Below are 22,097 nucleotides of genomic sequence, written 5' to 3'. Positions count from 1 at the left end.
GATCGGGGAGGGGACGGTGGCGGGCGCCGCCCCGGTGTCGCGGTCAGGTGACGGCGGAACCGGAGGGCTGGGAGGTACGGGGAACGGAGACGCGCGCCGGGCCGGAGCGGCCGGCCGGGGCCGCGCCCGGCGGTTCGGCAAGGAGGCGGTGGACGCCGGTGACCAGTCCGGCCGCGAGGACGAGCCAGCCGGCGGCACCGAGGTACAGCACCGGCTCGCTCCAGCGCACGGCGGAGCGTCCGCTGTAGCCGAGGACGGCCGTGAGTCCGAGCACGCAGCTGTACGCGAGCCCTTCCCGGAGCCCGATGACGAACATTCCGGCCGCCGCCCAGGTCAGGTACTGGAGACCGGAGGCGGTGGACAGAAGCAGCAGCAGGCCCAGCGTGACGGCGACGACGCCCGGCAGCTGCGCGGGCCGCAGCCACGCGAGCCAGGCTCCGGCGGCCACGCACAGCAGGACGAAGAGGAAGTGGCCGCCGCCCTGCATGAAGGCGATGACGGAATCCGGGAGCCCGAACACGTCGGCGAACCGGACCAGTCCCCAGAAGCGGTAGCCGCCGCCCGCGTACTCCAGCACGTTCCGCTGGAGGTCCTGCGGCACGGTCGCGAGGACCGGCCCCCACACGAGCGCGAACACGGCGGCGAACCCGGCGGCGAAGCGGACCAGCACCGGCCGGCCGCCCCGCAGCGCGGCGACGAGCAGCGCCGGGATCACCACGACCGGGACGAACTTGACGCTGATCGAGAGGGCCGCGGCCGCCCCGGCGGCGAGCGGGGACTTGCGGTCGGCCAGCAGGTGGGCGGCGGCCAGGGCGAACACGACGGCGACCGCGTCGGTGTTGCCGTGGTAGCCGGAGGTGGCGATCAGCACCGGGCTGAGGGCCACGCCGACCGCGCACAGTACCGCGGTACGCAGTGCGGCACGCCTGCGGACAATTTCGAACACGAGCAGAGAACAGAGGAAATCCGCGAGCGAAGCCGGCCATCTGATCAGCGTGGCGAACGACATTCCGAATTCCGAAAGACTGTTCAATCCCAGCAGCATCCAGCCGGCCAGCGGCGGGTGATTGTAGACGGGCAGACCGGGCAGCGGCTGCTCATAGATTCGAATGGGTCCGTGCACGGCGACGGCCCGGGCGAAGCCCTGGAAGAAGCGCACATCGGCGGGTCCCGGAACATTCGCCGCGATGACCACGCGCACGAGAAGGCCGACCGCCGCGGCAGCGAGTACAGCGGCTCTGGCCCGTCGCACGTCCAAGGTTTCGCACCACATTCGGATACCCATGAAAACAGAACGTAGCAACCCGAAGACGCCGTGCGACGCACCGATGAACATACTTATTCGGCTCACCGCTCGGATTCCCTGCGCATCCGCGCAAACGCCACATTCTCCGAATCACTCGAACGGTTCACGCAGTTCGGACAGTCCGTACGTCAATTCACGTTCACCACCGCATCACTCCACAGTTCACCGCGTGTCCGCACCCGTCCGGGAGCGGTGCGGCACAAGGGTGCGGACTACAGCATCCGGTCGGCCACCCGGACGGCCGCACAGCCGTCGTCGAGGTCGCAGAAGTCCCGCCGGAACACCTCGTACGCCCCCGCGTGTCCCTCGGTCGACCGGGCCGGGTCACGCAGTGCCTCGATGAGATCGCCGGAGTCCGGGATGAGGGGGCCGGGAGCCCGCGACTCGAACTCGAAGGCGAATCCACGCAGCGTGTCGCGGTAGTGCTCCAGGTCGTACGTGTGGAAGAGCATCGGGCGGCCGGTCTGCGCGAAGTCGAACATCAGCGAGGAGTAGTCCGTCACCAGCGCGTCGCTGATCAGCATCAGCTCGCCGACCTCCGGATAGCGCGAGACGTCGCGGACGAATCCCGTACCGCTGTCCGGGAGCCGGTCGGCCACCAGGTAGTGACGGCGCACCAGCAGGACGGTGTCGGCGCCCAGTTCACGCTCGGCGGCGGCGAGATCGAGCCGCAGGTCCATGGCGTAGCGGCCACGGTTCTTCGGCTGGTCGTCACGCCAGGTCGGCGCGTAGAGCACGACCCGCTTGCCGTCGGGGATCTGGAGGGTTTCCCGCACCGCGGCGGCGATCTTGGTCCGGTCCGGGGCGTGGAAGAGGTCGTTGCGGGGATAGCCGCACTCCAGGACCTCGCCCTCGAAGCCGAAGGAGCGGCGCAGCACGGGGGTGGAGTAGGTGTTGGGCGAGACCAGGAAGCTCCACTGCCGGGCGCGCTGTTCGAGCGTGGCGATGTAGGAGGAGTTCGCCTGGACCGTGCCGGCGAGGTCGAGGCCGATGCGCTTGAGCGGGGTGCCGTGCCAGGTCTGGACGACGGTCTGGCCCTCGCGCCGCTCGAACCACTCGGGCAGCTGGGTGTTGGTGACGATGTGCCGGCTGCGGGCCAGTGCCTCGTGCCAGGCCGCCGAGCCGTGCTCGACGGCGGTGGCCCCGGACGGGATGCGCGCCTGTCCGTCGCGCACCACCCACAGATGTTCCAGACCGGTGCCCCGCCGGGCCAGCTCCTCGTGGACGGCGCGCGGCGAGTCCGAGTACTGACGGCCGTCGAAGCTGCTGAACAGGACGGTCTCGCGCAGCGCCGCGGTCCGCTGCGCCGCGTAGGCACCGCTGAGCAGCCGTTTGGCCCGCGGGCCGCGCTCCGCGGCGCGGAGCGGGGGTGCGCAGCTCAGCAGCAGCTGGTCGTGGAAGCGGCGCTCGATGACGTACGAACGGCCCGTCAGGGTGCGGACCGCGGGCAGGGTGTGGTGGACGGCGGCCGGGAGGCGCAGGGCGGCGTCGCCGCTCTCCTCGGAGGCGCCCTTCTCGCGGAGGAAGAAGTACCAGTTGCCCTCCCCCAGCGGCAGCGTTCCTCCCCCGCACACCTCGACGGCGTCCGGCCGCAGCACCGCCGTGAACCGTCGCTCGTCCTGCGGTCCGGTGAACTCGACGGGGAAGACGGCCTCTTCGTGATGGCCGCTGTGCCGGGCCACCAGCTCGACCGGGCGCCCGGGGTCGTCCGGGAAGCAGCCCTCCAGGAGCAGCTTCCCGTCCTGCGTCCAGGCGGCCAGTTCGACGGTGGGCTGCACGGAGCGGTCGCTGATCAGCAGGTTGCCGCGCGCGCTCACGGTGAGGGCCAGTTCGCGGGGCTCGTCGGCGACCGGTGCGAGCGCGTACCGGCCCGAGGGGACGGGGCCCGGCACGTCGATGGGGGTCCGGCGGCCGCCGGGACCGACGAGATGGACGCTGTACGGGACGGCCGACCGCGCTTCGGTGGCTGCCGGCCTGGCGTCGAGGAGTGCGGTGAGGGGGATCCCGGCGGTGAAGCGCCGCCAGCCCGCTGCGGAGGGCGCGGCGTCCTCGTGCACCGTCACCGGGCACTCGAAGGTGGTGCCGGAGGGGCGGTGGGTGAGGCCCAGCCGCAGGTCCTGGCGGCCGAGCCGGTCCCGGAGCATGCCGTCGACGACGACGGTGGCCGTCCCGTCGGCCGTCTCGCCCGCGCGATGGGTCTCGAAGCGTGCGTCGATCCGCTCGGCGTGCAGGACCAGCCGGTCGGCCTCGAAGACCGGAACGATCCGGTGGTCGCCGTCCGGCCGGTGCACGGGCGGCGCCACGGGGGCCTCGGCGGTGGTGGGTACGGAGCGCCGCAGCAGCCCGTTCCTCGCGACGCCGAGCTCCAGGCGCCAGGTGACGTGATCGGCCGGGCCGTCCGCGGCGATCCGGAGCCTGGCGGGGTCCAGGACCGCCTCGAAGCCCGACCGGTCGTAGTCGTGCAGGCTCTGCCGGGAGCGCGCGGTGGCCTCCGGCTCGCCGGTCCGGCGCAGGCGCAGCGGGACCACCTGCCGCCCGCCCGTCGCCCGCAGCCAGCCGGCCCGGAATTCGGAGAGGCCCGAGGCGGCGGGCAGGTTGCGGATGTACGCGTACCCCTTCAGGTGCAGCTTGCCGTCCTGCCAGCGCACCTCCCTCAGCCGGGCGACCAGCGGCAGATCGCCGTCGCCGACGCGCAGCACCCGGCCCGGCACCGGCCGGGTCAGGGGCGGGTAGGCGGCCCGCCGGCGCCGCGGGCCCCGTACGGCGAACGCGCCGGGCTCGCGCTTGTCGAAGGCGAGCAGGGCCAACAGCTCTTCCGTACGGCGCTCACGCACCAGGTGCCACATCAGCCGCAGCCGCAACGGGAGCCCGTCGAGCACCGCCGGTTCGACCTGGTCGATGAAGGCGTTGGTGTGCGTGAGGAAGGCGTCTCGGTACGCGTCGTCGCCGTCGGGCAGGACCTCCATGAAGTACCAGAGGTCGTTGGCCAGCACGTGCGCCTCGTAGTGGCTCTTGTCGGCGGCCGTGCGGCGCTCCTCCAGGAAGGCGCAGACGCCCTGGACGTGCGCCACCCGGTCGCGGATGCCGCGGACGACGGCCCGTCCGGCGGTGATCGAGCCGGGGCGGTCCCGCCAGTGGTAGACCGGGTCCTTCACGATGTCGACGGAGCTGGCCAGGAAGTGCGCGGGCAGCACGACCGGGATGTCCTCGTAGAGCGCGCCGACGGGGAAGGCGAACCCGTGCTCGTCCCAGAAGGAGCGGCGGAAGACCTTGTTGCAGGCGATCCGGTCCCCGGTGAGCTGCCGGTCGCGGGAGATGTGGGTACGCATCCGGGTGGTCGCCATGGGCTTGCGGAACATCGGCGACTGCTGGAGTCTGCCGTCGGCCCGCAGCCGCAGCACGTTGCCGGACGCCAGGTCCGAGCCGGTCTCCTCCAGGGCGCCGACCAGCAGTTCGTACGCGCGCGGCGGGACGACGTCGTCGCTGTCGACGAAGGCGAGGTAGCGGCTGTCGGGGGAACAGTGGCGGACGCCGGTGTTGCGGGCGTGCCCCAGTCCGCCGTTCTTCTGGCTCACCAGCCGGAAGCGGTCGTCCCGCTCGGCGAACCCGGCGGCCAGGGCCGCGCTGCCGTCGGTGGACCCGTCGTCGACCATCACCACTTCGAGGTCGGTGACGGTCTGTTCCGCGAGGGACTGCAGACAGTCCGTCAGGAAGGGTTCCACGTTGTAGACGGGGACAACGACACTGAGCCGTGGCGGCATGGTGAGCACGTCCGTTCATCGGGGGCCTGGCTATCCGTATGGCTCAACCCCGTGAACGGCCGGGGGTCACCGGTTACGGTCCCCAACGAGTGATGTCTGGAACATACTGCTGACGTCGTGGCCCCCTCGGGGCGCGGAACGGGCTCAGCGCGTGAGGGCGGCGACGGCCGAGGCCGCCAGGTCGTCGAGATAGCCCGCGGGCAGTTCGCCCCTCACGACCGCGAGCCGCCAGTAGAGGGGGCCCACGATCAGGTCGAGGGCCCGGTCCGGGTCGCTGCCCTGCGGCAGTTCCCCGCGCGCGACGGCGTCCCGTACGACCACGGCGGCGATGCCCTGCTGCGGGTCGAGCAGTGCGGCCTTGATCGTGTCGGAGATCTCCGGGTTGCGGGCCGCCTCGACGAGCAGGTCCGGGATGACCTGGGAGGCGAGCGGGTGGCGCAGGGCGTACGCGGCCAGTTCGAGCACGGCGCGGACGTCCCCGTACAGCGAACCGGTGGCCGGGGCCGGCATGCCCTGCACCGCGACGGCGGAGACCAGGTCCAGGACCAGGTGCAGCTTGGACTTCCAGCGGCGGTAGACCGCGGTCTTGCCGACACCGGCCCGTCGCGCGATGCCCTCGATGGACATCCGGGCGAACCCGACCGCGGCCAGTTCCTCGAACACCGCGCTGCGGATCGCATCGGTCACGTCCTCGCGCAGCACGGCGGCTCCGGCGGGGGCACGGCGGCGGCTTCCCGGGTCGGTGGTCATGGCCGAATCATAGTCCGTGACGACGAAACGGTTGCGTAGCGACGTACATGCGTCCTACCCTCGGCGTTGCGACGATACGGTCCCGTCCCGTCGCACTCCTTGATCGATTCCCGCCTTGCGCCTCATGCCTTCCCGCCCTCCTCCTTTCCCCCTTCCGCCTTCTCGTCGAAAGCGATCGTGGTGAGCCAGACAACAGCCCAGGCCCCGGCGGACGCCCCGCCGTCCGCCCCCTCGCCCGTATACGCCCCGGGCGAGCTCGCCGCCCTCGCCGCCCGCCACGGACTGACCGTGAGCGGAGCCCGCCCCAGCCTTCCGGCGTACGTCCGTGAGCTCTGGGGGCGACGGCACTTCATCACCGCGTTCGCCACCGCCAAGCTCACCGCCCAGTACAGCCAGGCGAAGCTCGGCCAGATCTGGCAGATCATGACCCCGCTGCTCAACGCGACGGTCTACTACTTCATCTTCGGCGTCCTGATGAAGACGAAGCACGGAGTCCCGGACTACGTACCGTTCCTGGTCACCGGCGTCTTCATCTGGACCTTCACCAGCTCGTCGATCACCGTCGGCACCCGTGCGATCAGCGGCAACATCGGCCTCGTACGGGCCCTGCACTTCCCCCGGGCCTCCCTGCCGATCGCGCTGGCCCTGCAACAGCTCCAGCAGCTGCTCTTCTCGCTGGGCGCGCTGGTGCTGATCCTGCTGGCCTTCGGCCAGTACCCGCGGCCCTCCTGGCTGCTGGCGGTGCCGGCCCTGGCCCTGCAGGCCGTCTTCAACACCGGTGTCTCGATGGTGATGGCCCGGCTGGCCGCCCGGACCCCGGACATCGCCCAGCTGACGCCGTTCGTCCTGCGCACCTGGATGTACGCGTCGGGCGTCATGTGGAGCATCGAGACGATGCTCCGGGGCAACCGGGTCCCGCACTTCGTGAAGCTGGCGCTGGAGATCAATCCGGCCGCCGTCTTCATCGACCTGATGCGGTTCGCACTCATCGACAGCTTCGACGGGGGCCAGCTGCCGCCGCACGTCTGGGCCGTCGCCACGGGCTGGGCGCTGGTGTGCGGCGTGGGCGGGTTCCTCTACTTCTGGAAGGCCGAGGAGAGTTACGGACGTGGCTGACAGCACGGATTCCGCGGTACCGACGGTCGTCGTCGACGATGTCCACATCACGTACAAGGTCAACGGCGCCCGCACCGGAAAAGGCAGCGCCACCTCGGCCCTGAGCCGGATCACCTCACGCCGGCAGTCCCCCGGGGTGCGCGAGGTGCACGCCGTGAAGGGGGTCAGCTTCGCCGCGTACAAGGGCGAGGCGATCGGGCTGATCGGCTCCAACGGTTCGGGCAAGTCGACCCTGCTCAAGGCGATCGCCGGACTGCTGCCCGCCACGAAGGGCCGCGTCCACACCCAGGGCCAGCCCTCGCTGCTCGGCGTGAACGCGGCGCTGATGAGCGATCTGACCGGCGAGCGCAACGTCGTGCTCGGGGGGCTCGCGATGGGCATGAGCCGCGCGCAGATCCGCGAACGCTACGACGAGATCGTCGACTTCTCCGGCATCAACGAGAAGGGCGACTTCATCACCCTGCCGATGCGGACGTACTCCGCCGGCATGGGCGCCCGGCTGCGCTTCTCCATCGCCGCCGCCAAGGACCACGACGTCCTCCTGATCGACGAGGCACTCTCCACGGGCGACGCCCGGTTCCAGCGGCGCAGCAAGGAACGGATCATCGAACTGCGCAAGCAGGCCGGCACGGTCTTCCTGGTCAGCCACCACAACAAGTCGATCACCGAGACCTGCGACCGGGCGATCTGGCTGGAGGCGGGAACGCTGCGGATGGACGGTCCGGCGCAGGAGGTCGTCGCGGCGTACGAACGGTTCACCGGGAAGAAGTAACCCTCCGCTCACAAGGGCGAGGCGGCCACCGGAATCCCACCCGGCAGCCGCCTCGCCCTTCTGTCATCGCCGACGCCTCTCGTCCGGATCATGCCGGGCTCGGGGGCCCCGGCCCCTGATCCGGCCTGATCCAGACGAAAGACCCTAGGCGTGCGTACGCAGCAGCGTCCGCATCGTCCGCATCGCCACCGACAGGTTCGCCAGGTCGAACGCGTCCGATCCCTGGATCTCCTCCAGCGTGGAGCGCGACCGCGACAGGATCGCCGCGTTGTTCCCCTCCCACGCCTCGAACCGCTCCTGCGGCGAGGAGGAGCCGTTGCCCGCGCTCAGCACGTCGCCGGTGAGCGCCGCGTGCGCGGCGTACAGGTCCTCGCGGATGGAGGCACGGGCCATCGACTGCCAGCGGTCGGACCGCGGAAGCTCGATGATCCGGTCCATCAGCTGGGTGATACCCAGCCGGTCCGCGAGGTCGTAGTACACCTCGGCCACGGCCAGCGGGTCCTTGCCCGTGCGGTCGGCGATCGCCACGATGTCGAGCGCCGGGAAGGCCGACGAGAATCCGGCGACGCGCTGCGCCAGCGCGTCCGGGACCCCCGCCCCGGTGAGCTCGTCCAGGATTCCCTGGTACCACTCCTGGTCGGCGCCCATCAGCATCTTGGGCAGCTCGGCCCAGACCTGCTCGACACCGTCACGGAAGAAGTCGATCGTCGCGGCGATCTCCAGCGGCTGCGGGCGGTTGCCGAGCAGCCAGCGCGAACCGCGCTCGACGAGCCGGCGCGAGTGCAGCCGGATCCGGGTCTGCACATCGGCGGGGACCTTGTTGTCGAGCGCCTCGACGGCGTCCCACACCGCGCCGAGGCCGAAGATCTCCCGGGCCGCGAACTGCGCCCGCACGATCTCCTCGATCGAGGCACCGGTCTCTTCCCGCAGCCGGTGCAGGAACGTCGAACCACCGCTGTTCACGGTGTCGTTCACCAGGACCGTAGTGATGATCTCGCGCCGCAGCGCGTGCCCGTCGACCGCTTCGGGGAAGCGCTCGCGCAGCTGCTGCGGGAAGTAGGCGTGCAGCAGCTTCTGCAGATGCGCGTCGTCCGGCAGGCTCGTGCCGATCAGCTCCTGCGCCGCCGTGATCTTCGTGTAGGCGAGCAGCACGGCCAGCTCGGGCTGGCTGAGCCCCTTGCCGGCGCTCAGCAGTTCGCGGATCTGCCGGTCGGCGGGCAGGAACTCCAGGGCCCGGTCGAGGGAGCCGTCGCGGCCCAGCCGGCGCATGAAGCGCTGCTGGGCGTGGAGCAGGGAGGGCGCCTGGGCGACCGAGTTGGCGAGCGCGGTGTTCTGCGCGTAGTTGTTGCGCAGCACCAGGCGGCCGATCTCGTCGGTCATCTCGGCGAGCAGCTTGTTGCGCTGCTTGACCGTCATGTCGCCGTCCCGGACCAGGCCGTTGAGCAGGATCTTGATGTTCACCTCGTGGTCGGAGGTGTCCACACCGGCGCTGTTGTCGATCGCGTCCGTGTTGATCCGGCCGCCGGTACGGGCGAACTCGATCCGGCCGAGCTGGGTGGCGCCGAGGTTGCCGCCCTCGCCGACGACCTTGGCCCGCAGGTCCTCGCCGTTGACGCGGATCGCGTCGTTGGCCTTGTCCCCGACGTCCGCGTTCGACTCGGCGGAGGACTTGATGTACGTACCGATGCCGCCGTTCCACGCCAGGTCGACGGGGGCCTTGAGGATGGTCTGCATCAGGTCGGCGGGCGTCATCTTGGTGACCCCGGCCTCGATGCCGAGTGCCTCGCGCATGTGCGCGTTGACCGGGATCGACTTGGCGCTGCGCGGGTGGATGCCGCCGCCCGCGGAGATCAGTCCCTTGTCGTAGTCGGCCCAGGAGCTGCGCGGCAGGTCGAAGAGGCGGCGCCGCTCGGCGTACGAGGTCGCGGCGTCCGGCTTCGGGTCGATGAAGATGTGCCGGTGGTCGAAGGCCGCGACGAGCCGGATGTGCTCGGAGAGCAGCATCCCGTTGCCGAACACGTCGCCCGACATGTCGCCGACGCCGACGACGGTGAAGTCCTCCGTCTGCGTGTCGTGGCCGAGCTCGCGGAAGTGCCGCTTGACGGACTCCCAGGCGCCGCGGGCGGTGATGCCCATGCCCTTGTGGTCGTAACCGGCCGAACCGCCGGAGGCGAAGGCGTCACCGAGCCAGAAGCCGTACGCGACGGCGACCTCGTTGGCGATGTCGGAGAACTTCGCGGTGCCCTTGTCGGCGGCGACGACGAGGTAGGTGTCGTCCTCGTCGTGCCGGACGACGTCCTTGGGCGGCACGACCTCGCCGGCGACCATGTTGTCGGTGATGTCGAGCAGCGCCGAGATGAAGGTGCGGTACGAGGCGATGCCCTCGGCCAGCCAGGCGTCGCGGTCGACGGACGGGTCGGGCAGTTGCTTGGCGACGAAGCCGCCCTTGGCGCCGACCGGCACGATGACGGTGTTCTTCACCATCTGCGCCTTGACCAGGCCGAGGATCTCCGTGCGGAAGTCCTCGCGCCGGTCGGACCAGCGCAGACCGCCTCGGGCGACCTTGCCGAAGCGCAGGTGGACGCCCTCGACACGCGGCGAGTAGACCCAGATCTCGAACGCCGGACGGGGCGCCGGAAGATCCGGGATGGACTGCGGGTCGAACTTCATCGACACATAGCCGTGCGGCTTGCCGTCGTCCGCGCGCTGGAAGAAGTTCGTGCGCAGCGTGGCCTTGATGACGGTGAGGAAGGACCGCAGGATCCGGTCCTCGTCGAGCGAGGCGACCTGGTCCAGGGCCCCGTCGAGCTCTTCGAGGAGCCCGTCGGTCAGCTCCGTACCGGCGCTCTGGCGCTCCGGCGCCATCCGGGCCTCGAAGAGCGAGACCAGCAGCCGGGTGGTGTGGACGTTGTTCTGGAGGGTGCTCTCCATGTAGTCCTGGCTGAACGTGGATCCGGCCTGGCGCAGGTACTTGGCGTAGGCGCGCAGCACCATGGCCTGCCGCCAGCTCAGACCGGCGCTCAGCACGAGCCCGTTGAAGCCGTCGTTCTCCGCCTCGCCGGTCCACACGGCGGCGAAGGCCTCCTGGAACCGTTCGCGGGCGTCGTCGGCCAGGTAGCCGCCGTTGGCCGTGGCCTGCGGCATCCGCAGCCCGAAGTCGTAGATCCAGGCGTGCGTGCCGTCCGCACAGCGCAGCTCGTACGGACGCTCGTCGACGACCTCGACACCGAGCCGCTGGAGCGCCGGCAGGACGGCGGACAGGGAGACCTGCTCACCGGTCCGGTAGATCTTGAACCGGCGCTCGCCGGGGGCGGCACCGACCGGCTCGTACAGGCTGAGGGCGAAGTCCTTGCCGTCCTCCTTGAGGGCTTCGAGGTGGACCAGGTCGGCCACGGCGGAGCGCGGCGAATGGTCGGCCTTGTAGCCCTCGGGGAACGAGTGCCCGTAGTGACGCAGCAGCTCGGCGGCGCGTTCCTCACCGCATTCGGCGCCCAGCGCCTCCTGGAAGCCGTCGGCCCAGGAGCGGGCCGCCTCGACGAGCCGGGCCTCGATACGGTCGGCCTCGGCGTCGGTGAGGCTGGGCAGCTCGCTGCCGGGGGCCACCCGGACGACGAAGTGCAGCCGGGACAGGATCGACTCGGTGTTCCAGGCGGTGAAGTCGACGCTGGTGCCGTTCAGCTCCTCCTTGAGGATGTCGATCAGCCGCAGGCGCACACCGGTGGTGTAGCGGTCGCGCGGCAGGTAGACGATCGCGGAGTAGTAGCGCCCGTACTCGTCCTGACGCAGGTAGAGCCGGAGCCGGCGCCGCTCCTGGAGGTAGAGCACCGACGTGACGATGGAGCGCAGCTGGTCGGGCGGCGTCTGGAACAGCTCGTCGCGGGGGTACGTCTCCAGGATCTGCAGCAGGTCGCGGCCGTCGTGGCTGTTGTACGAGAAGCCCGCGCCCTCCAGCACCTCGGCGACCTTGCGGCGGATGACGGGCACCCGGCGCACGGACTCGGTGTAGGCGGCGGACGAGAACAGACCGAGGAAGCGGCGCTCACCGATGACGTTGCCGTCGGCGTCGAACTTCTTCACGCCGACGTAGTCGAGGTAGCTGGGGCGGTGCACGGTCGCCCGGCTGTTGGCCTTGGTCAGGATGAGGAGCTTGTGCTCGCGGGCCTTGGCCCGGGCGTCGGCGGGCAGCCGGTCGAAGGAGGGGCTGACCGGGTGCGCCTCGTTCTCGCTGTGGTGCGGGTCGGAGCGCAGGATGCCGAGGCCGGTGCCGGGCACGGCGGCCAGGGCGTCGGTGTCCGTCAGTTCGTACTCGCGGTAGCCGAGGAAGGTGAAGTGGTCGGCGGCGAGCCAGCGCAGCAGTTCCCTGGCCTCGTTCACCTCGTCGTCGGCGAGGTCGTCGAGCGGCTCGCCGGGCAGGTCGTCGGCGATGCGCAGCGCGGCGTCCCGCATCTTCTCCCAGTCCTCGACGGTCTCCCGTACGTCGGACAGGACCCGCAGGAGGTCGGCCTGGATCTGCTTGAGGTCGGCGCGGTCGGTCTCGCGGTCGATCTCGACGTGGATCCAGGACTCGACGAGCGCGTCGTGCGGGAGCTCGGCCTTGACGTCCTTGGCCCCCTTGGCGTTCTTGCGTCCGGCCTGGGGGTCCGTCGAGATGCCGACGCCCTCGGTGAGGACCTCGATCAGCTTGCCGGTCACATCACGGCGGACGATGACCTGCGGGTGGATCACGACGTGGATGCCGCGGCCCTGGCGGGACAGCTCGTTGGTGACGGAGTCGACCAGGAACGGCATGTCGTCGGTGACGACCTCGACGACGGAGTGGCTGCAGGTCCAGCCGTTCTCCTCGACGGTCGGGGTGTGCACCCGGACGTTGGCCGTGCCCTGCGGGCGGTTCTCGGCGAGCCGGTAGTGGGAGGAGGCGGCACCGAAGACGTCGACCGGGTCCCGGCCCGCGATGTCCTCCGGAGCGGTGTGGAGGTAGTAGCGCTGGAGATAGGCGAGCAGCACGTCCTGGCGCGGGCGCTCCTGCCCGGCCCCCGTGCCGTCGCCGGCACCGGTGGCCGCGACATGCACCCGGGGGGTACCGCCCGGGCCACCGACACCACCGCCCGGGCTGTTGTCAGCTACCTTGGCGGCCCGTGCGAGCAGCTCGGCCTTGGCTTCGTCCAGCTTGGTCTGCATGTCCTCTGGCTCCTGTCGCGCGCCGTTGCGTGACGTAGGTGAAAAAGGCGACGTACCGCCGCGACACGGGGTTTCCGGTCTGGGTCGACGCTATGCCGCTATGAGAGACGCCCGGGACCTTATTGGCCATTTTTGGCAGTCGGGCCGGGCTGAGGGGATCAGTCATGGCCCGGGTGCTGTGGCACTCCGGGCGCAGGCCGGGGGCTTCACTGCCCCCGAGGCATATCGCGCTGATCACGGGACCCAGGCTATCTCGCCCGCCCCCGTCACCGTCACGAGCCGCATGTGTACAAAAGAGGGTCACGAACTTTGACACTCTGGACAGCGCGCGGGCCGTCGCTGCCGCACTCTGGTACCGGTAAAAGGAACAGGCCGACGCACCGTGGGGAGCCCTGCCATGGCACCGAAGATCCTGATCGTCACCGGCGACGCCGCCGAGTCCCTCGAAGTCCTCTACCCGTACCAGCGACTGCGCGAGGAGGGTTACGAGGTCCATATCGCCGCTCCTTCCCGCAAGACGCTCCGTTTCGTGGTCCACGACTTCGAGCCCGGCTTCGACACCTACACCGAGAAGCCCGGCTACACCTGGCCCGCCGATCTGGCCTTCTCCGAGGTCGACCCGGACGACTACGTGGCCCTCGTCGTCCCGGGCGGGCGCGCTCCCGAGTACCTGCGCAACGACGCCGACCTCCGCACGATCCTCTCGGCGTTCTTCGACACGGACCGCCCGGTGGCCCAGATCTGCCACGGACCGCTGATGACGGCGGCGGTCGGCGCGCTGAAGGACCGCCGGGTCACGGCCTATCCCGCGCTGGAGCCGGACATGGGGACGGCCGGGGCCACCTTCCAGGACACCGAGGTCGTGGTGGACGGCACCCTGGTCTCCTCCCGGGCGTGGCCGGACCACTCGGCCTGGATGCGTGAATTCCTCACCGTGCTCCGCACCAAGGCCCCGGTCGCCTGATCCCGCCCCCACGGGCCGCCGGCTACTCGCCCAGCTGCTGGGCGAGGGCCGCGGCCTCGGCCAGGGTGTCCACGACGGGCACCCCGGCCGCCTCCAGACTGGTCCGGCTGTGCGAACCGCCGGTGAAGAGCACCGCTTTCGCTCCGACATGGGCCGCGGCCACCGCGTCGTCCACGGCGTCGCCTATGACCACCGTGTACTCGGGGGATATCCCGTCCAGCGCCGCGAAGTGCCGCTCCATGTGCTGGGCCTTGCTGCCGCCGGACGGCCCGGTACGCCCGTCGACGCGCACGAAATGCCGCTCGATGCCGTATCCCCGCACGACGGGGACCAGGTGCTCGTGCCCGTACATGCTCAGCAGGGACTGGCTCCGGCCGGTCAGCTGCCACTGCGCGAGCAGCTCGGCGGCCCCCTCGGTCAGCCCGCAGGCCCCGCGCCGCTCGGTGTAGCTGCGATGGAAGACACCGTCCATCCGCTCCCACTCGGCCTCCGTGGGCAGCCGGCCCATCAGCCGCTCGTAGAACCGGGGTATCGGGATGCAGTACATCTCCCGGTACTGCTCCAGCGTGATCGGCGCCACGCCGATCTCCATGAACGCGGCGTTGGTCGCACCGACGACCGCGGTGTTGTCGTCGAGCAGAGTGCCGTTCCAGTCCCAGACCAGATGCGTGCGGTGCTTCTTCCCATGCGTCCCCATACGAGAAAAATACCCGCTGCCACCGACATCGGCCCCGACAGCCCGCGCGGAACACCTCCGCCGGGGCCCCCACCCGGCCGGATCAGGCGTCCACCGGACCCCTCACAAGGTCACATCGGACGCCCGCCGGGAGTCCGGCCACGTCACATCGGGCGTCCGCCGGGAGTCCGGCCACGTCACATCGGGCGTCCGCCGGGACTCCCACCAGGTCGGATCAGGCGCCCGCCGGGAATCTCGCCGGGTCAGATCAGGTTCGGGATCTCCTGGATACCGAACCACAGCAGCTCGTGGTCCTCGGCACCGTCGACGGTGAACTGGGCGTCGTCGTCACCGAGGTCCGCGGCTCCCAGGGCGGCCGCGGCCGCCGTGACGTCCTTGTCGGCCTCGTCCGAGTCGGCATGCACCGCGGCGGCCGCGGTCAGCGCGACCGCGGAGGCGATGGTGACCTCACCGAGCGAGGAGGCGTCCAGGATGTGGTCGGGGTCGGCGACCGCGGCCCCGTCCGGCACGTCCACGGCGACGACGACTCGGCGGCGGGCGACGGCGGGGTCCCCGGCGATCAGCCGCAGCGACGCGGAGGCGGCCCGGTTGAGCGCCGCGTACTCCAGCTCCTCGATGTCGTCGGAGACGTACCACTCCCGCAGCGCGGGGGTCACCGCGTAGGCGGTCAGCGGTCCTGGGCCGACTTCGCCGGCCCGGTGCGCCGCTGCGAGCCCGGAGAGGGTCAGGGGGACGTACACGCGCATGGCTGGGGTCGCTTTCGTAGTCGGAACGCCCTCAGGATACGTGGGGCGTCCCCCTTTGGGGTTACGTGTCCGGGCCCCGCCCCGTCCACCCGGCAACCGGTCCTCACCCTGCCCCACCCGCCCCGGGCCCCCACACCGGACCGGCCCTGCCACCCGGATAGGTGAACCCGGCGCCCCGCACACCCGGGCTACCGACGCTTGCGGCCGCCTCCGCCGTCCCCGTAGAAGATCACCAGCAGAAGTTACCGCCCGGTATCGATCCGGGCCTCTGAAGCACGGGGGCGACAGCGATGAGCACGAACAGGACCCGGCCCGCCGGACGGCATGACGCGCGCAGGCCCGAAGCCGTACCCGCACAACGCCGCCGGATGCCCCAGCGGATCCGGCCCCACCAGTGGTTCGCGGAACGCCTCCTGGCGGTACTCAGCGGCCAGCGCCCCGTCCACTGGATGCTCGGACACACGATCGGTGATGCCTACGACCAGCTCGCCGATCTGACCCCCACCACCCCGCTCAGGAGCCGCGGCGCCCGCCCGGTCATCCGCATGTGCCGAGGCACCCAGCCGGCTCCTGGCGTCGTGGAGGCCTTCGCGAGCATCGCGGCGGGCGAGCAGGTCCTCGCCATGGCCTTCCGGCTGGAACAGGGCCCCGACCTCCGCTGGCGCTGCGCCGCGGTGGAACTGGGTAACACCCCGGTACGCCGCTCCTGACCCCTTCCCGGACCGGAAAACGGCCCCCACGGGCCCGCCCACCCCCTCCAGCCACCAACCCAGCCCGCCGCCCCTCCTCCGCCTCCTTATCGCGCTTCCGACCCTTCCGGCCGCCCCATCCAGCCCCGCCGGCGTTTGAGGCGCGGGGTCCGGGGCGGAGCCCCGGTTACGGGAAGGGGCGGGCAGGGGACAAGGCCCGCCGCAGGCGCACACCGACCCGCACCGCACCCACCCACCCGGACCGCCACTCGCACGCACCCACCACCCCGGCGCCCGCACCCGCACCCGCACCGAACACCCCGCACCCCCCAAACGCGCAACGGCCGGGGCCGGACACCCAACGGTGTCCGGCCCCGGCCGGCGAAAGCAGTCAGCGCACGCTACTTCTTGCGGCGCCGCCCACCACCGCCACCACTCTTCTGCGCCTTGCGCCGCTCCGCCCGCGTGAGCCCGTCCGACTCGGCCGAACCGGCACCGTCACCGTTGGAGAAGTCGCCCTCGACGACACCGCCCTCCCCGTCCACCGTGGGAGCGGAGAAGTGCAGCCGGTCCGGACGCTGAGGAGCGTCGAGCCCCTTGGCCCGGATCTCCGGACGCGCCGCCGGAACGGCGTCCTCCTTGGACAGCGACGTCGCCGCGTCCTGCACGGGAACCTCCTCGACCTGCTGCTCCACCTGGACCTCCAGGTTGAACAGGTAGCCGACGGACTCCTCCTTGATGCCTTCCATCATGGCGTTGAACATGTCGAAGCCCTCGCGCTGGTACTCGACCAGCGGGTCCTTCTGCGCCATGGCCCGGAGGCCGATGCCCTCCTGGAGGTAGTCCATCTCGTAGAGGTGCTCACGCCACTTGCGGTCCAGGACGGACAGCACCACACGCCGCTCCAGCTCACGCATGATGTCCGAGCCGAGCGTCTTCTCACGCTCGTCGTACTGCTCGTGGATGTCGTCCTTGACCGACTCGGCGATGAACTCGGCGGTGACACCGGCGAGATCCCCGGCGGCCTCCTCCAGCTCGGCGACCGTGACCTTCACCGGGTAGAGCTGCTTGAACGCGCCCCACAACCGGTCCAGGTCCCACTCCTCGGCGAACCCCTCCGCCGTCTCCTGGCGGATGTAGTCGTCGATCGTGTCGTCCATGAAGTGGCGGATCTGGTCCTGCAGGTCCTCGCCTTCCAGGACCCGGCGGCGCTCACCGTAGATGACCTCACGCTGCCGGTTGAGCACCTCGTCGTACTTCAGGACGTTCTTACGCGTCTCGAAGTTCTGCTGCTCGACCTGCGACTGCGCCGACGCGATCGCCCGCGTCACCATCTTGTTCTCGATCGGCACGTCGTCGGGCACGTTGGCCATCGACATGACGCGCTCGACCATCTGCGCCTTGAACAGACGCATCAGGTCGTCGCCGAGGGAGAGGTAGAAACGGGACTCGCCCGGGTCGCCCTGACGGCCGGAACGGCCACGCAGCTGGTTGTCGATACGACGCGACTCGTGCCGCTCCGTACCGAGGACGTACAGCCCGCCGAGGTCCTTGACCTCTTCGAACTCCGCCTTCACGGCCTGCTCGGCCTTCTCCAGCGCGGCGGGCAGCGCGGCCGCCCACTCCTCGACGTGCTCCACCGGGTCGAGGCCGCGCTGACGCAGCTCCGCCTCGGCGAGGTCGTCGGGGTTGCCGCCGAGCTTGATGTCCGTGCCTCGGCCGGCCATGTTCGTCGCGACCGTGACCGCGCCCTTGCGGCCGGCCTGGGCGACGATCGTCGCCTCACGGTCGTGCTGCTTGGCGTTGAGGACCTCGTGCTGCACACCGCGCTTGGAGAGCTGCTGCGAGAGGTACTCGGACTTCTCGACCGAGGTGGTGCCGACCAGGATCGGCTGGCCCTTCTCGTGCTTCTCGGCGATGTCGTCGACGACCGCGGCGAACTTCGCGACCTCGGTGCGGTAGATCAGGTCCGACTGGTCGGCCCGGACCATCGGCCGGTTGGTCGGGATCGGCACCACGCCGAGCTTGTAGATCTGGTGGAACTCGGCGGCCTCGGTCATCGCCGTACCGGTCATGCCCGAGAGCTTGCCGTAGAGGCGGAAGAAGTTCTGGAGGGTGATCGTGGCGAGTGTCTGGTTCTCGTCCTTGATGTCCACCCCTTCCTTCGCCTCGATCGCCTGGTGCATGCCCTCGTTGTACCGGCGGCCGGCGAGGATACGGCCGGTGTGCTCGTCGACGATCATGACTTCGCCGTCGATGACGACGTAGTCCTTGTCCTTCTTGAAGAGTTCCTTGGCCTTGATGGCGTTGTTGAGGTACCCGACGAGGGGGGTGTTCACCGACTCGTAGAGGTTCTCGATGCCCAGCCAGTCCTCGACCTTCGCGACACCGGACTCGTGGATCGCGACGGTCCGCTTCTTCTCGTCGACCTCGTAGTCGCCGGTCTCCTCGATGCCCTTGAGCGGGTTGCCCGCCTCGCCCTTGGTCAGGCGGGTGACCAGCTTGGCGAAGTCGCCGTACCACTTGGTGGCCTGGTCGGCGGGGCCGGAGATGATCAGCGGGGTACGGGCCTCGTCGACCAGGATCGAGTCGACCTCGTCGACGATCGCGAAGTTGTGGCCACGCTGGACGAGCTCGTCCTGCGCCCAGGCCATGTTGTCGCGGAGGTAGTCGAATCCGAACTCGTTGTTCGTTCCGTACGTGATGTCGCAGCCGTACTGCTCGCGGCGCTGGGCCGGAGTCATGTTGGCGATGATGCAGCCGACACTCAGTCCGAGGAACTTGTGGACCCGGCCCATCATCTCCGAGTCACGCTCGGCCAGATAGTCGTTGACCGTGATCAGGTGCACGCCCTTGCCCGAGAGTGCGTTGAGATACGCGGGCAGGGTGCCGACGAGGGTCTTGCCCTCGCCGGTCTTCATCTCGGCCACATAACCGAGGTGCAGGGCTGCGCCGCCCATCATCTGGACGTCGTAGTGGCGCTGTCCGAGGACTCGCTTGGCGGCCTCACGGACAGTCGCGAACGCCTCGGGAAGCAGGTCGTCCAGGCTCTCGCCGTCCGCGTACCGTTCCTTGTACTCGTCGGTGAGCGCCCGCAGCTCGGCGTCGGAGAGGTTGACGAAGTCCTCTTCGATGGAGCTGACCTGGTCCGCGATGCGGTGCAGTTTGCGCAGGATCTTGCCTTCGCCTGCACGCATGAGCTTGTTGAAGACGGACACTGAGGCTGGTCTCCTTGCCGGTCGGGCCTGGCACTGGGTCGTGTTATGGACTCTGGCGCGGGCACGGCAGGTGGGCCCCACCGCAACGGCCATCGTAAGCGAGGACCCCGCCGCGCCGGGAGGGCTGCCACTGCGTTGACCTCGCAGCGCCCTCCCGGGTCAACGGACGAAGGGCACCGAAGGTGCCGGGAAGGCCGAAAAGTACTCGCCCCGCGGCAGCCCGCTCAGCAGAATCCGTACATGGAACCGATCACTCTCACCACCGACCGCCTGCTGCTGCGCCCCTTCGTCCCGGGCGACGCGGAGGAGCTGCACGTGGCCTGCCAGGACCCCGACATCCAGCGCTGGACGGTCGTCCCGTCGCCGTACAGCCGCGCGGACGCCGAGCTCTTCGCCCGGCAGCTCTCGCCCGGCGGCTGGCAGGACGATTCCATGTACAACTTCGCCGTGACGGTGCGCGACGGCGGCGCCGTGGCCGGTGCGCTCGGCATCAACCGACGCACCGGGCCGGGCACGTACGAGGTCGGCTTCTGGACCGCCAGGGAGCACCGCGGTCTCGGCTACACGACGGAGGCGGTCCTCGCCGCTGCCCGCTGGACCTTCACCTCGCTCGGCGGGGACCGGCTGGAGTGGCGGGCCGAGACCGGCAACCTCGCCTCACGGGCCGTCGCGCTGCGCGCCGGATTCCGGATGGAGGGCGATCAGCGCTCCGGAGTGATCAACAAGGGTGTACGCCGCGATGCGTGGACCGGCGCCCTGCTCCCGTCCGACCTCGGCCTGCCCGGCACGGACACGTACCTCCCGTCCGACGCCCCCGCCCACTCGTGAGGGAAAGGCTCCGGCCGGGATGTCAGTGCCGCCCTCTAGGGTGCGAGGCATGACGTCTGTGCAGCCTCCCGCAGCCGAACTCTCCGCCGACCAGGCCCGCAGGATCGCGCTGCGCGCCCAGGGCTTCCTCGGCGCCCCGGACCGCCGGGCCGGGGTGCCCGGGGTCCTGCGGCACCTCGGGGCCGTACAGCTCGACACGATCTCGGTGCTCGCGCGTTCGCACGAGCTGATTCCGTACGCGCGCCTGGGCGCGGTCGGCCGGCCCACGGTCGAGGAGGCGTACTGGTCGGGTGGCCGGGCCTTCGAGTACTGGTCGCACGCGGCCTGCATCCTGCCGGTCGAGGAGTGGCCGCACTTCGCCTTCCGCCGCCGCGCCTACCGCGCGCGCCCGCAGTGGCACCACGACCTGCCGGACGGCGCCTACGACACCGTCATCAAGCAGTTGCGCGCCGAAGGCCCTCTGACGGCGACGGAGCTGGGCGGCGCGAAGAACGGCGGGGAGTGGTGGGACTGGTCCGCCTCGAAGGTGGCCGTCGAGCGGGCCCTGATGTACGGCGAGGTGGTGTGCACCGAGAGGCGCGGCTGGAAGCGCGTCTACGACCTCGCGGAGCGCGCCCTGCCCGATGCCGTGTTCCACGACGATCTGGACGACGCCGAGTGCCTGCGCCGGCTGGTGGCACTCGCGGGGCAGTCACTGGGCGTCGGCACCCGCGCGGACATCGCCGACTACCACCGGCTCAAGGGCGAGCAGTTCGATGCCGTGGTGGCGGACTCCGGGCTGGTCCCGGTCACGGTGCAGGGCTGGGCGAAGCCTGCCTGGGCGGATCCGGCCGCTCTGGCCGCCGAGCCGCGCGGCCGCCACCGCACGACGCTGCTGTCACCGTTCGACTCGCTGGTCTGGGAGCGTGCCAGGACCGAGCGGATCTTCGGCTTCACCCACCGTCTGGAGGCCTACGTCCCCAAGCCCAAGCGGATCCACGGCTACTTCGCGATGCCGCTGCTGGCGGGCGGCCGGCTGCAGGGCCGGGTCGACCCGGCCCGTGAGGGCACGACGCTGGTCGCCCGGCAGGTTTCCCTGGCGGACGCGAAGGCGGTGGCACCGATGGCGCAGGCGCTGGCCGAAGCCGCCTCCTGGGTCGGCTGCACCGAGGTCCGGCTGGAGCGGGTGGACGCACCGGAGCTACGCGGACCGCTGACCCGGGAAATCTCCCGCGTCCTCGCGTGACCGCGTATTCCCGGGGCTCTGCCGCCCCCGGGCCGCTCACCTGATCTCGAGGATCTTCTCCCGCATGGCGTAGACCACGGCTTCCATCCGCGAGTGCAGCTGGAGCTTCTCCAGAATGTTGCGGACGTGGTTCTTCACGGTGTTCTCGGAAATGAAGAGTTCCTTCGCGATATCCCGATTGTTCATGCCCGTGGCAACCAGTTTGAGGACTTCGAGCTCACGCTCTGTGAGCCGGGGCGCCGGAACCAGCCGGCGCTCGTCGGTCCGCTGGATCATCGACTTGAACTCGGTGAGCAGTTTCGACGCCATGGAGGGGCTGATCTGGGACTGCCCGTCGGCGACCGCGCGAATCGCGGTGGCGACCTCGTCCGTGGAGATCTCCTTGAGGAGGTAGCCGGTGGCACCGGCCTTGATGGCGTCGTAGAGATCCGCTTCCTCGTCGCTGATCGTCAGCATGATGATCTTCGCGCTGGGAGCCACCTCCTTGATGGAGGTGCAGGCCTCGATGCCGCCCCGCTTGGGCATGCGCACGTCCATCAGGACGATGTCGGGCAGCAGGTCGGCCGCCTTGTCGACCGCCTCCGCCCCGTCGCCCGCCTCACCGACGACCTGGATGTCCTCCTCCTGCGCGAGGACGATCTCCAGGCCTCTGCGGAACAGGGCGTGGTCGTCGACCACAAGGACGCGGATCGGTTCCTTGCGGGAACCGCTGTCGTCGTCCGCGCCGGTATGGGCACCGCCGGTGTCACCGGCATCATTCGCATCGCGCACGGGCCCGAAGGTGTCCGCCATCGTTCCTCCCCCTGAAGGCCGCGGCCTGAAGTTCAAAACTGTCCGCCAACGGCAG

General features: G+C 70.3%; 14 protein-coding genes. 6 read left to right on the top strand and 8 right to left on the bottom strand.

The features are described 5' to 3' along the window. Positions 1–43: 43 nt before the first annotated feature. The 3 genes from ACGFZA_RS38805 to ACGFZA_RS38795 form a co-directional block, all read right to left on the bottom strand. Positions 44–1,273, bottom strand: coding sequence for a glycosyltransferase family 39 protein (locus ACGFZA_RS38805; RefSeq protein ID WP_393685494.1), 1,230 nt, complete (start codon positions 1,271–1,273; stop codon positions 44–46). 245 nt (positions 1,274–1,518) lie between these two features. Beyond that, positions 1,519–5,067, bottom strand: coding sequence for a CDP-glycerol glycerophosphotransferase family protein (locus tag ACGFZA_RS38800; RefSeq protein ID WP_393685492.1), 3,549 nt, complete (start codon positions 5,065–5,067; stop codon positions 1,519–1,521). A 144-nt stretch (positions 5,068–5,211) separates the two neighbouring features. Then, positions 5,212–5,817: a TetR/AcrR family transcriptional regulator gene (locus tag ACGFZA_RS38795; RefSeq protein WP_385283203.1), complete on the bottom strand. Its 606-nt coding sequence runs from the start codon at positions 5,815–5,817 to the stop codon at positions 5,212–5,214. A gap of 177 nt (positions 5,818–5,994) precedes the next feature. Here ACGFZA_RS38795 and ACGFZA_RS38790 point away from each other — a divergent pair, with 177 nt between their 5' ends. Beyond that, positions 5,995–6,933 (top strand): ABC transporter permease, encoded by a 939-nt coding sequence (locus tag ACGFZA_RS38790; RefSeq protein WP_393685437.1) that lies wholly within the window; start codon positions 5,995–5,997, stop codon positions 6,931–6,933. Then, positions 6,926–7,705, top strand: a complete 780-nt coding sequence (locus ACGFZA_RS38785) for an ABC transporter ATP-binding protein (RefSeq protein WP_385283209.1) — start codon at positions 6,926–6,928, stop codon at positions 7,703–7,705. Before ACGFZA_RS38790 ends, ACGFZA_RS38785 begins: the two co-directional genes overlap by 8 nt. A gap of 144 nt (positions 7,706–7,849) precedes the next feature. Here the strand turns inward: ACGFZA_RS38785 and ACGFZA_RS38780 are convergent, their stop codons facing one another. Next, entirely contained in the window at positions 7,850–12,883 is a 5,034-nt protein-coding gene (locus tag ACGFZA_RS38780) for an NAD-glutamate dehydrogenase (RefSeq protein WP_393685435.1), read from the bottom strand. Between the two features lie 397 nt (positions 12,884–13,280). Here ACGFZA_RS38780 and ACGFZA_RS38775 point away from each other — a divergent pair, with 397 nt between their 5' ends. Beyond that, positions 13,281–13,847: a DJ-1/PfpI family protein gene (locus ACGFZA_RS38775; protein WP_385283215.1), complete on the top strand. Its 567-nt coding sequence runs from the start codon at positions 13,281–13,283 to the stop codon at positions 13,845–13,847. A 22-nt stretch (positions 13,848–13,869) separates the two neighbouring features. Here ACGFZA_RS38775 and ACGFZA_RS38770 read toward each other — a convergent pair whose 3' ends face one another. Beyond that, positions 13,870–14,544 (bottom strand): HAD family hydrolase, encoded by a 675-nt coding sequence (locus tag ACGFZA_RS38770; protein WP_385283218.1) that lies wholly within the window; start codon positions 14,542–14,544, stop codon positions 13,870–13,872. Between the two features lie 242 nt (positions 14,545–14,786). Further along, entirely contained in the window at positions 14,787–15,290 is a 504-nt protein-coding gene (locus tag ACGFZA_RS38765; RefSeq protein ID WP_393685432.1) for a DUF6912 family protein, read from the bottom strand. 290 nt (positions 15,291–15,580) lie between these two features. Between ACGFZA_RS38765 and ACGFZA_RS38760 the strand changes: the two genes are divergently transcribed. Continuing rightward, positions 15,581–16,000, top strand: a complete 420-nt coding sequence (locus tag ACGFZA_RS38760) for an Rv3235 family protein (RefSeq protein WP_385283222.1) — start codon at positions 15,581–15,583, stop codon at positions 15,998–16,000. Between the two features lie 380 nt (positions 16,001–16,380). Here ACGFZA_RS38760 and secA read toward each other — a convergent pair whose 3' ends face one another. Continuing rightward, positions 16,381–19,197, bottom strand: coding sequence for a preprotein translocase subunit SecA (gene secA / locus ACGFZA_RS38755; RefSeq protein ID WP_385288400.1), 2,817 nt, complete (start codon positions 19,195–19,197; stop codon positions 16,381–16,383). Positions 19,198–19,437: 240 nt separating this feature from the next. Here secA and ACGFZA_RS38750 point away from each other — a divergent pair, with 240 nt between their 5' ends. Together ACGFZA_RS38750 and ACGFZA_RS38745 are read left to right on the top strand one after the other, a co-directional pair. Beyond that, positions 19,438–20,025, top strand: a complete 588-nt coding sequence (locus tag ACGFZA_RS38750) for a GNAT family N-acetyltransferase (protein WP_393685429.1) — start codon at positions 19,438–19,440, stop codon at positions 20,023–20,025. 49 nt (positions 20,026–20,074) lie between these two features. Continuing rightward, a complete protein-coding gene (locus ACGFZA_RS38745; RefSeq protein ID WP_393685427.1) occupies positions 20,075–21,250 on the top strand; it encodes a winged helix-turn-helix domain-containing protein in 1,176 nt (391 codons plus the stop codon). A 36-nt stretch (positions 21,251–21,286) separates the two neighbouring features. Here ACGFZA_RS38745 and ACGFZA_RS38740 read toward each other — a convergent pair whose 3' ends face one another. Then, on the bottom strand, positions 21,287–22,042 hold the full coding sequence (locus ACGFZA_RS38740) for a response regulator (RefSeq protein ID WP_385288392.1): 756 nt from the start codon (positions 22,040–22,042) through the stop codon (positions 21,287–21,289). Positions 22,043–22,097 lie beyond the last annotated feature (55 nt).

The sequence above is a fragment of the Streptomyces sp. NPDC048211 genome, from assembly GCF_043202315.1.
Lineage (GTDB): Bacteria > Actinomycetota > Actinomycetes > Streptomycetales > Streptomycetaceae > Streptomyces.
Note: the sequence above shows the minus strand (reverse complement) of the source record. Positions and strands in the feature narration are given on the sequence as shown.

What these genes read in the sequence shown, in the direction of transcription:
- ACGFZA_RS38805 (WP_393685494.1), bottom strand. Translation starts at nt 1,273, where the DNA reads ATGTGGTGCGAAACCTTGGACGTGCGACGGGCCAGAGCCGCTGTACTC.
- ACGFZA_RS38800 (WP_393685492.1), bottom strand. Translation starts at nt 5,067, where the DNA reads ATGCCGCCACGGCTCAGTGTCGTTGTCCCCGTCTACAACGTGGAACCC.
- ACGFZA_RS38795 (WP_385283203.1), bottom strand. Translation starts at nt 5,817, where the DNA reads ATGACCACCGACCCGGGAAGCCGCCGCCGTGCCCCCGCCGGAGCCGCC.
- ACGFZA_RS38780 (WP_393685435.1), bottom strand. Translation starts at nt 12,883, where the DNA reads ATGCAGACCAAGCTGGACGAAGCCAAGGCCGAGCTGCTCGCACGGGCC.
- ACGFZA_RS38775 (WP_385283215.1), top strand. Translation starts at nt 13,281, where the DNA reads ATGGCACCGAAGATCCTGATCGTCACCGGCGACGCCGCCGAGTCCCTC.
- ACGFZA_RS38770 (WP_385283218.1), bottom strand. Translation starts at nt 14,544, where the DNA reads ATGGGGACGCATGGGAAGAAGCACCGCACGCATCTGGTCTGGGACTGG.
- ACGFZA_RS38765 (WP_393685432.1), bottom strand. Translation starts at nt 15,290, where the DNA reads ATGCGCGTGTACGTCCCCCTGACCCTCTCCGGGCTCGCAGCGGCGCAC.
- ACGFZA_RS38760 (WP_385283222.1), top strand. Translation starts at nt 15,581, where the DNA reads ATGAGCACGAACAGGACCCGGCCCGCCGGACGGCATGACGCGCGCAGG.
- ACGFZA_RS38750 (WP_393685429.1), top strand. Translation starts at nt 19,438, where the DNA reads ATGGAACCGATCACTCTCACCACCGACCGCCTGCTGCTGCGCCCCTTC.
- ACGFZA_RS38745 (WP_393685427.1), top strand. Translation starts at nt 20,075, where the DNA reads ATGACGTCTGTGCAGCCTCCCGCAGCCGAACTCTCCGCCGACCAGGCC.
- ACGFZA_RS38740 (WP_385288392.1), bottom strand. Translation starts at nt 22,042, where the DNA reads ATGGCGGACACCTTCGGGCCCGTGCGCGATGCGAATGATGCCGGTGAC.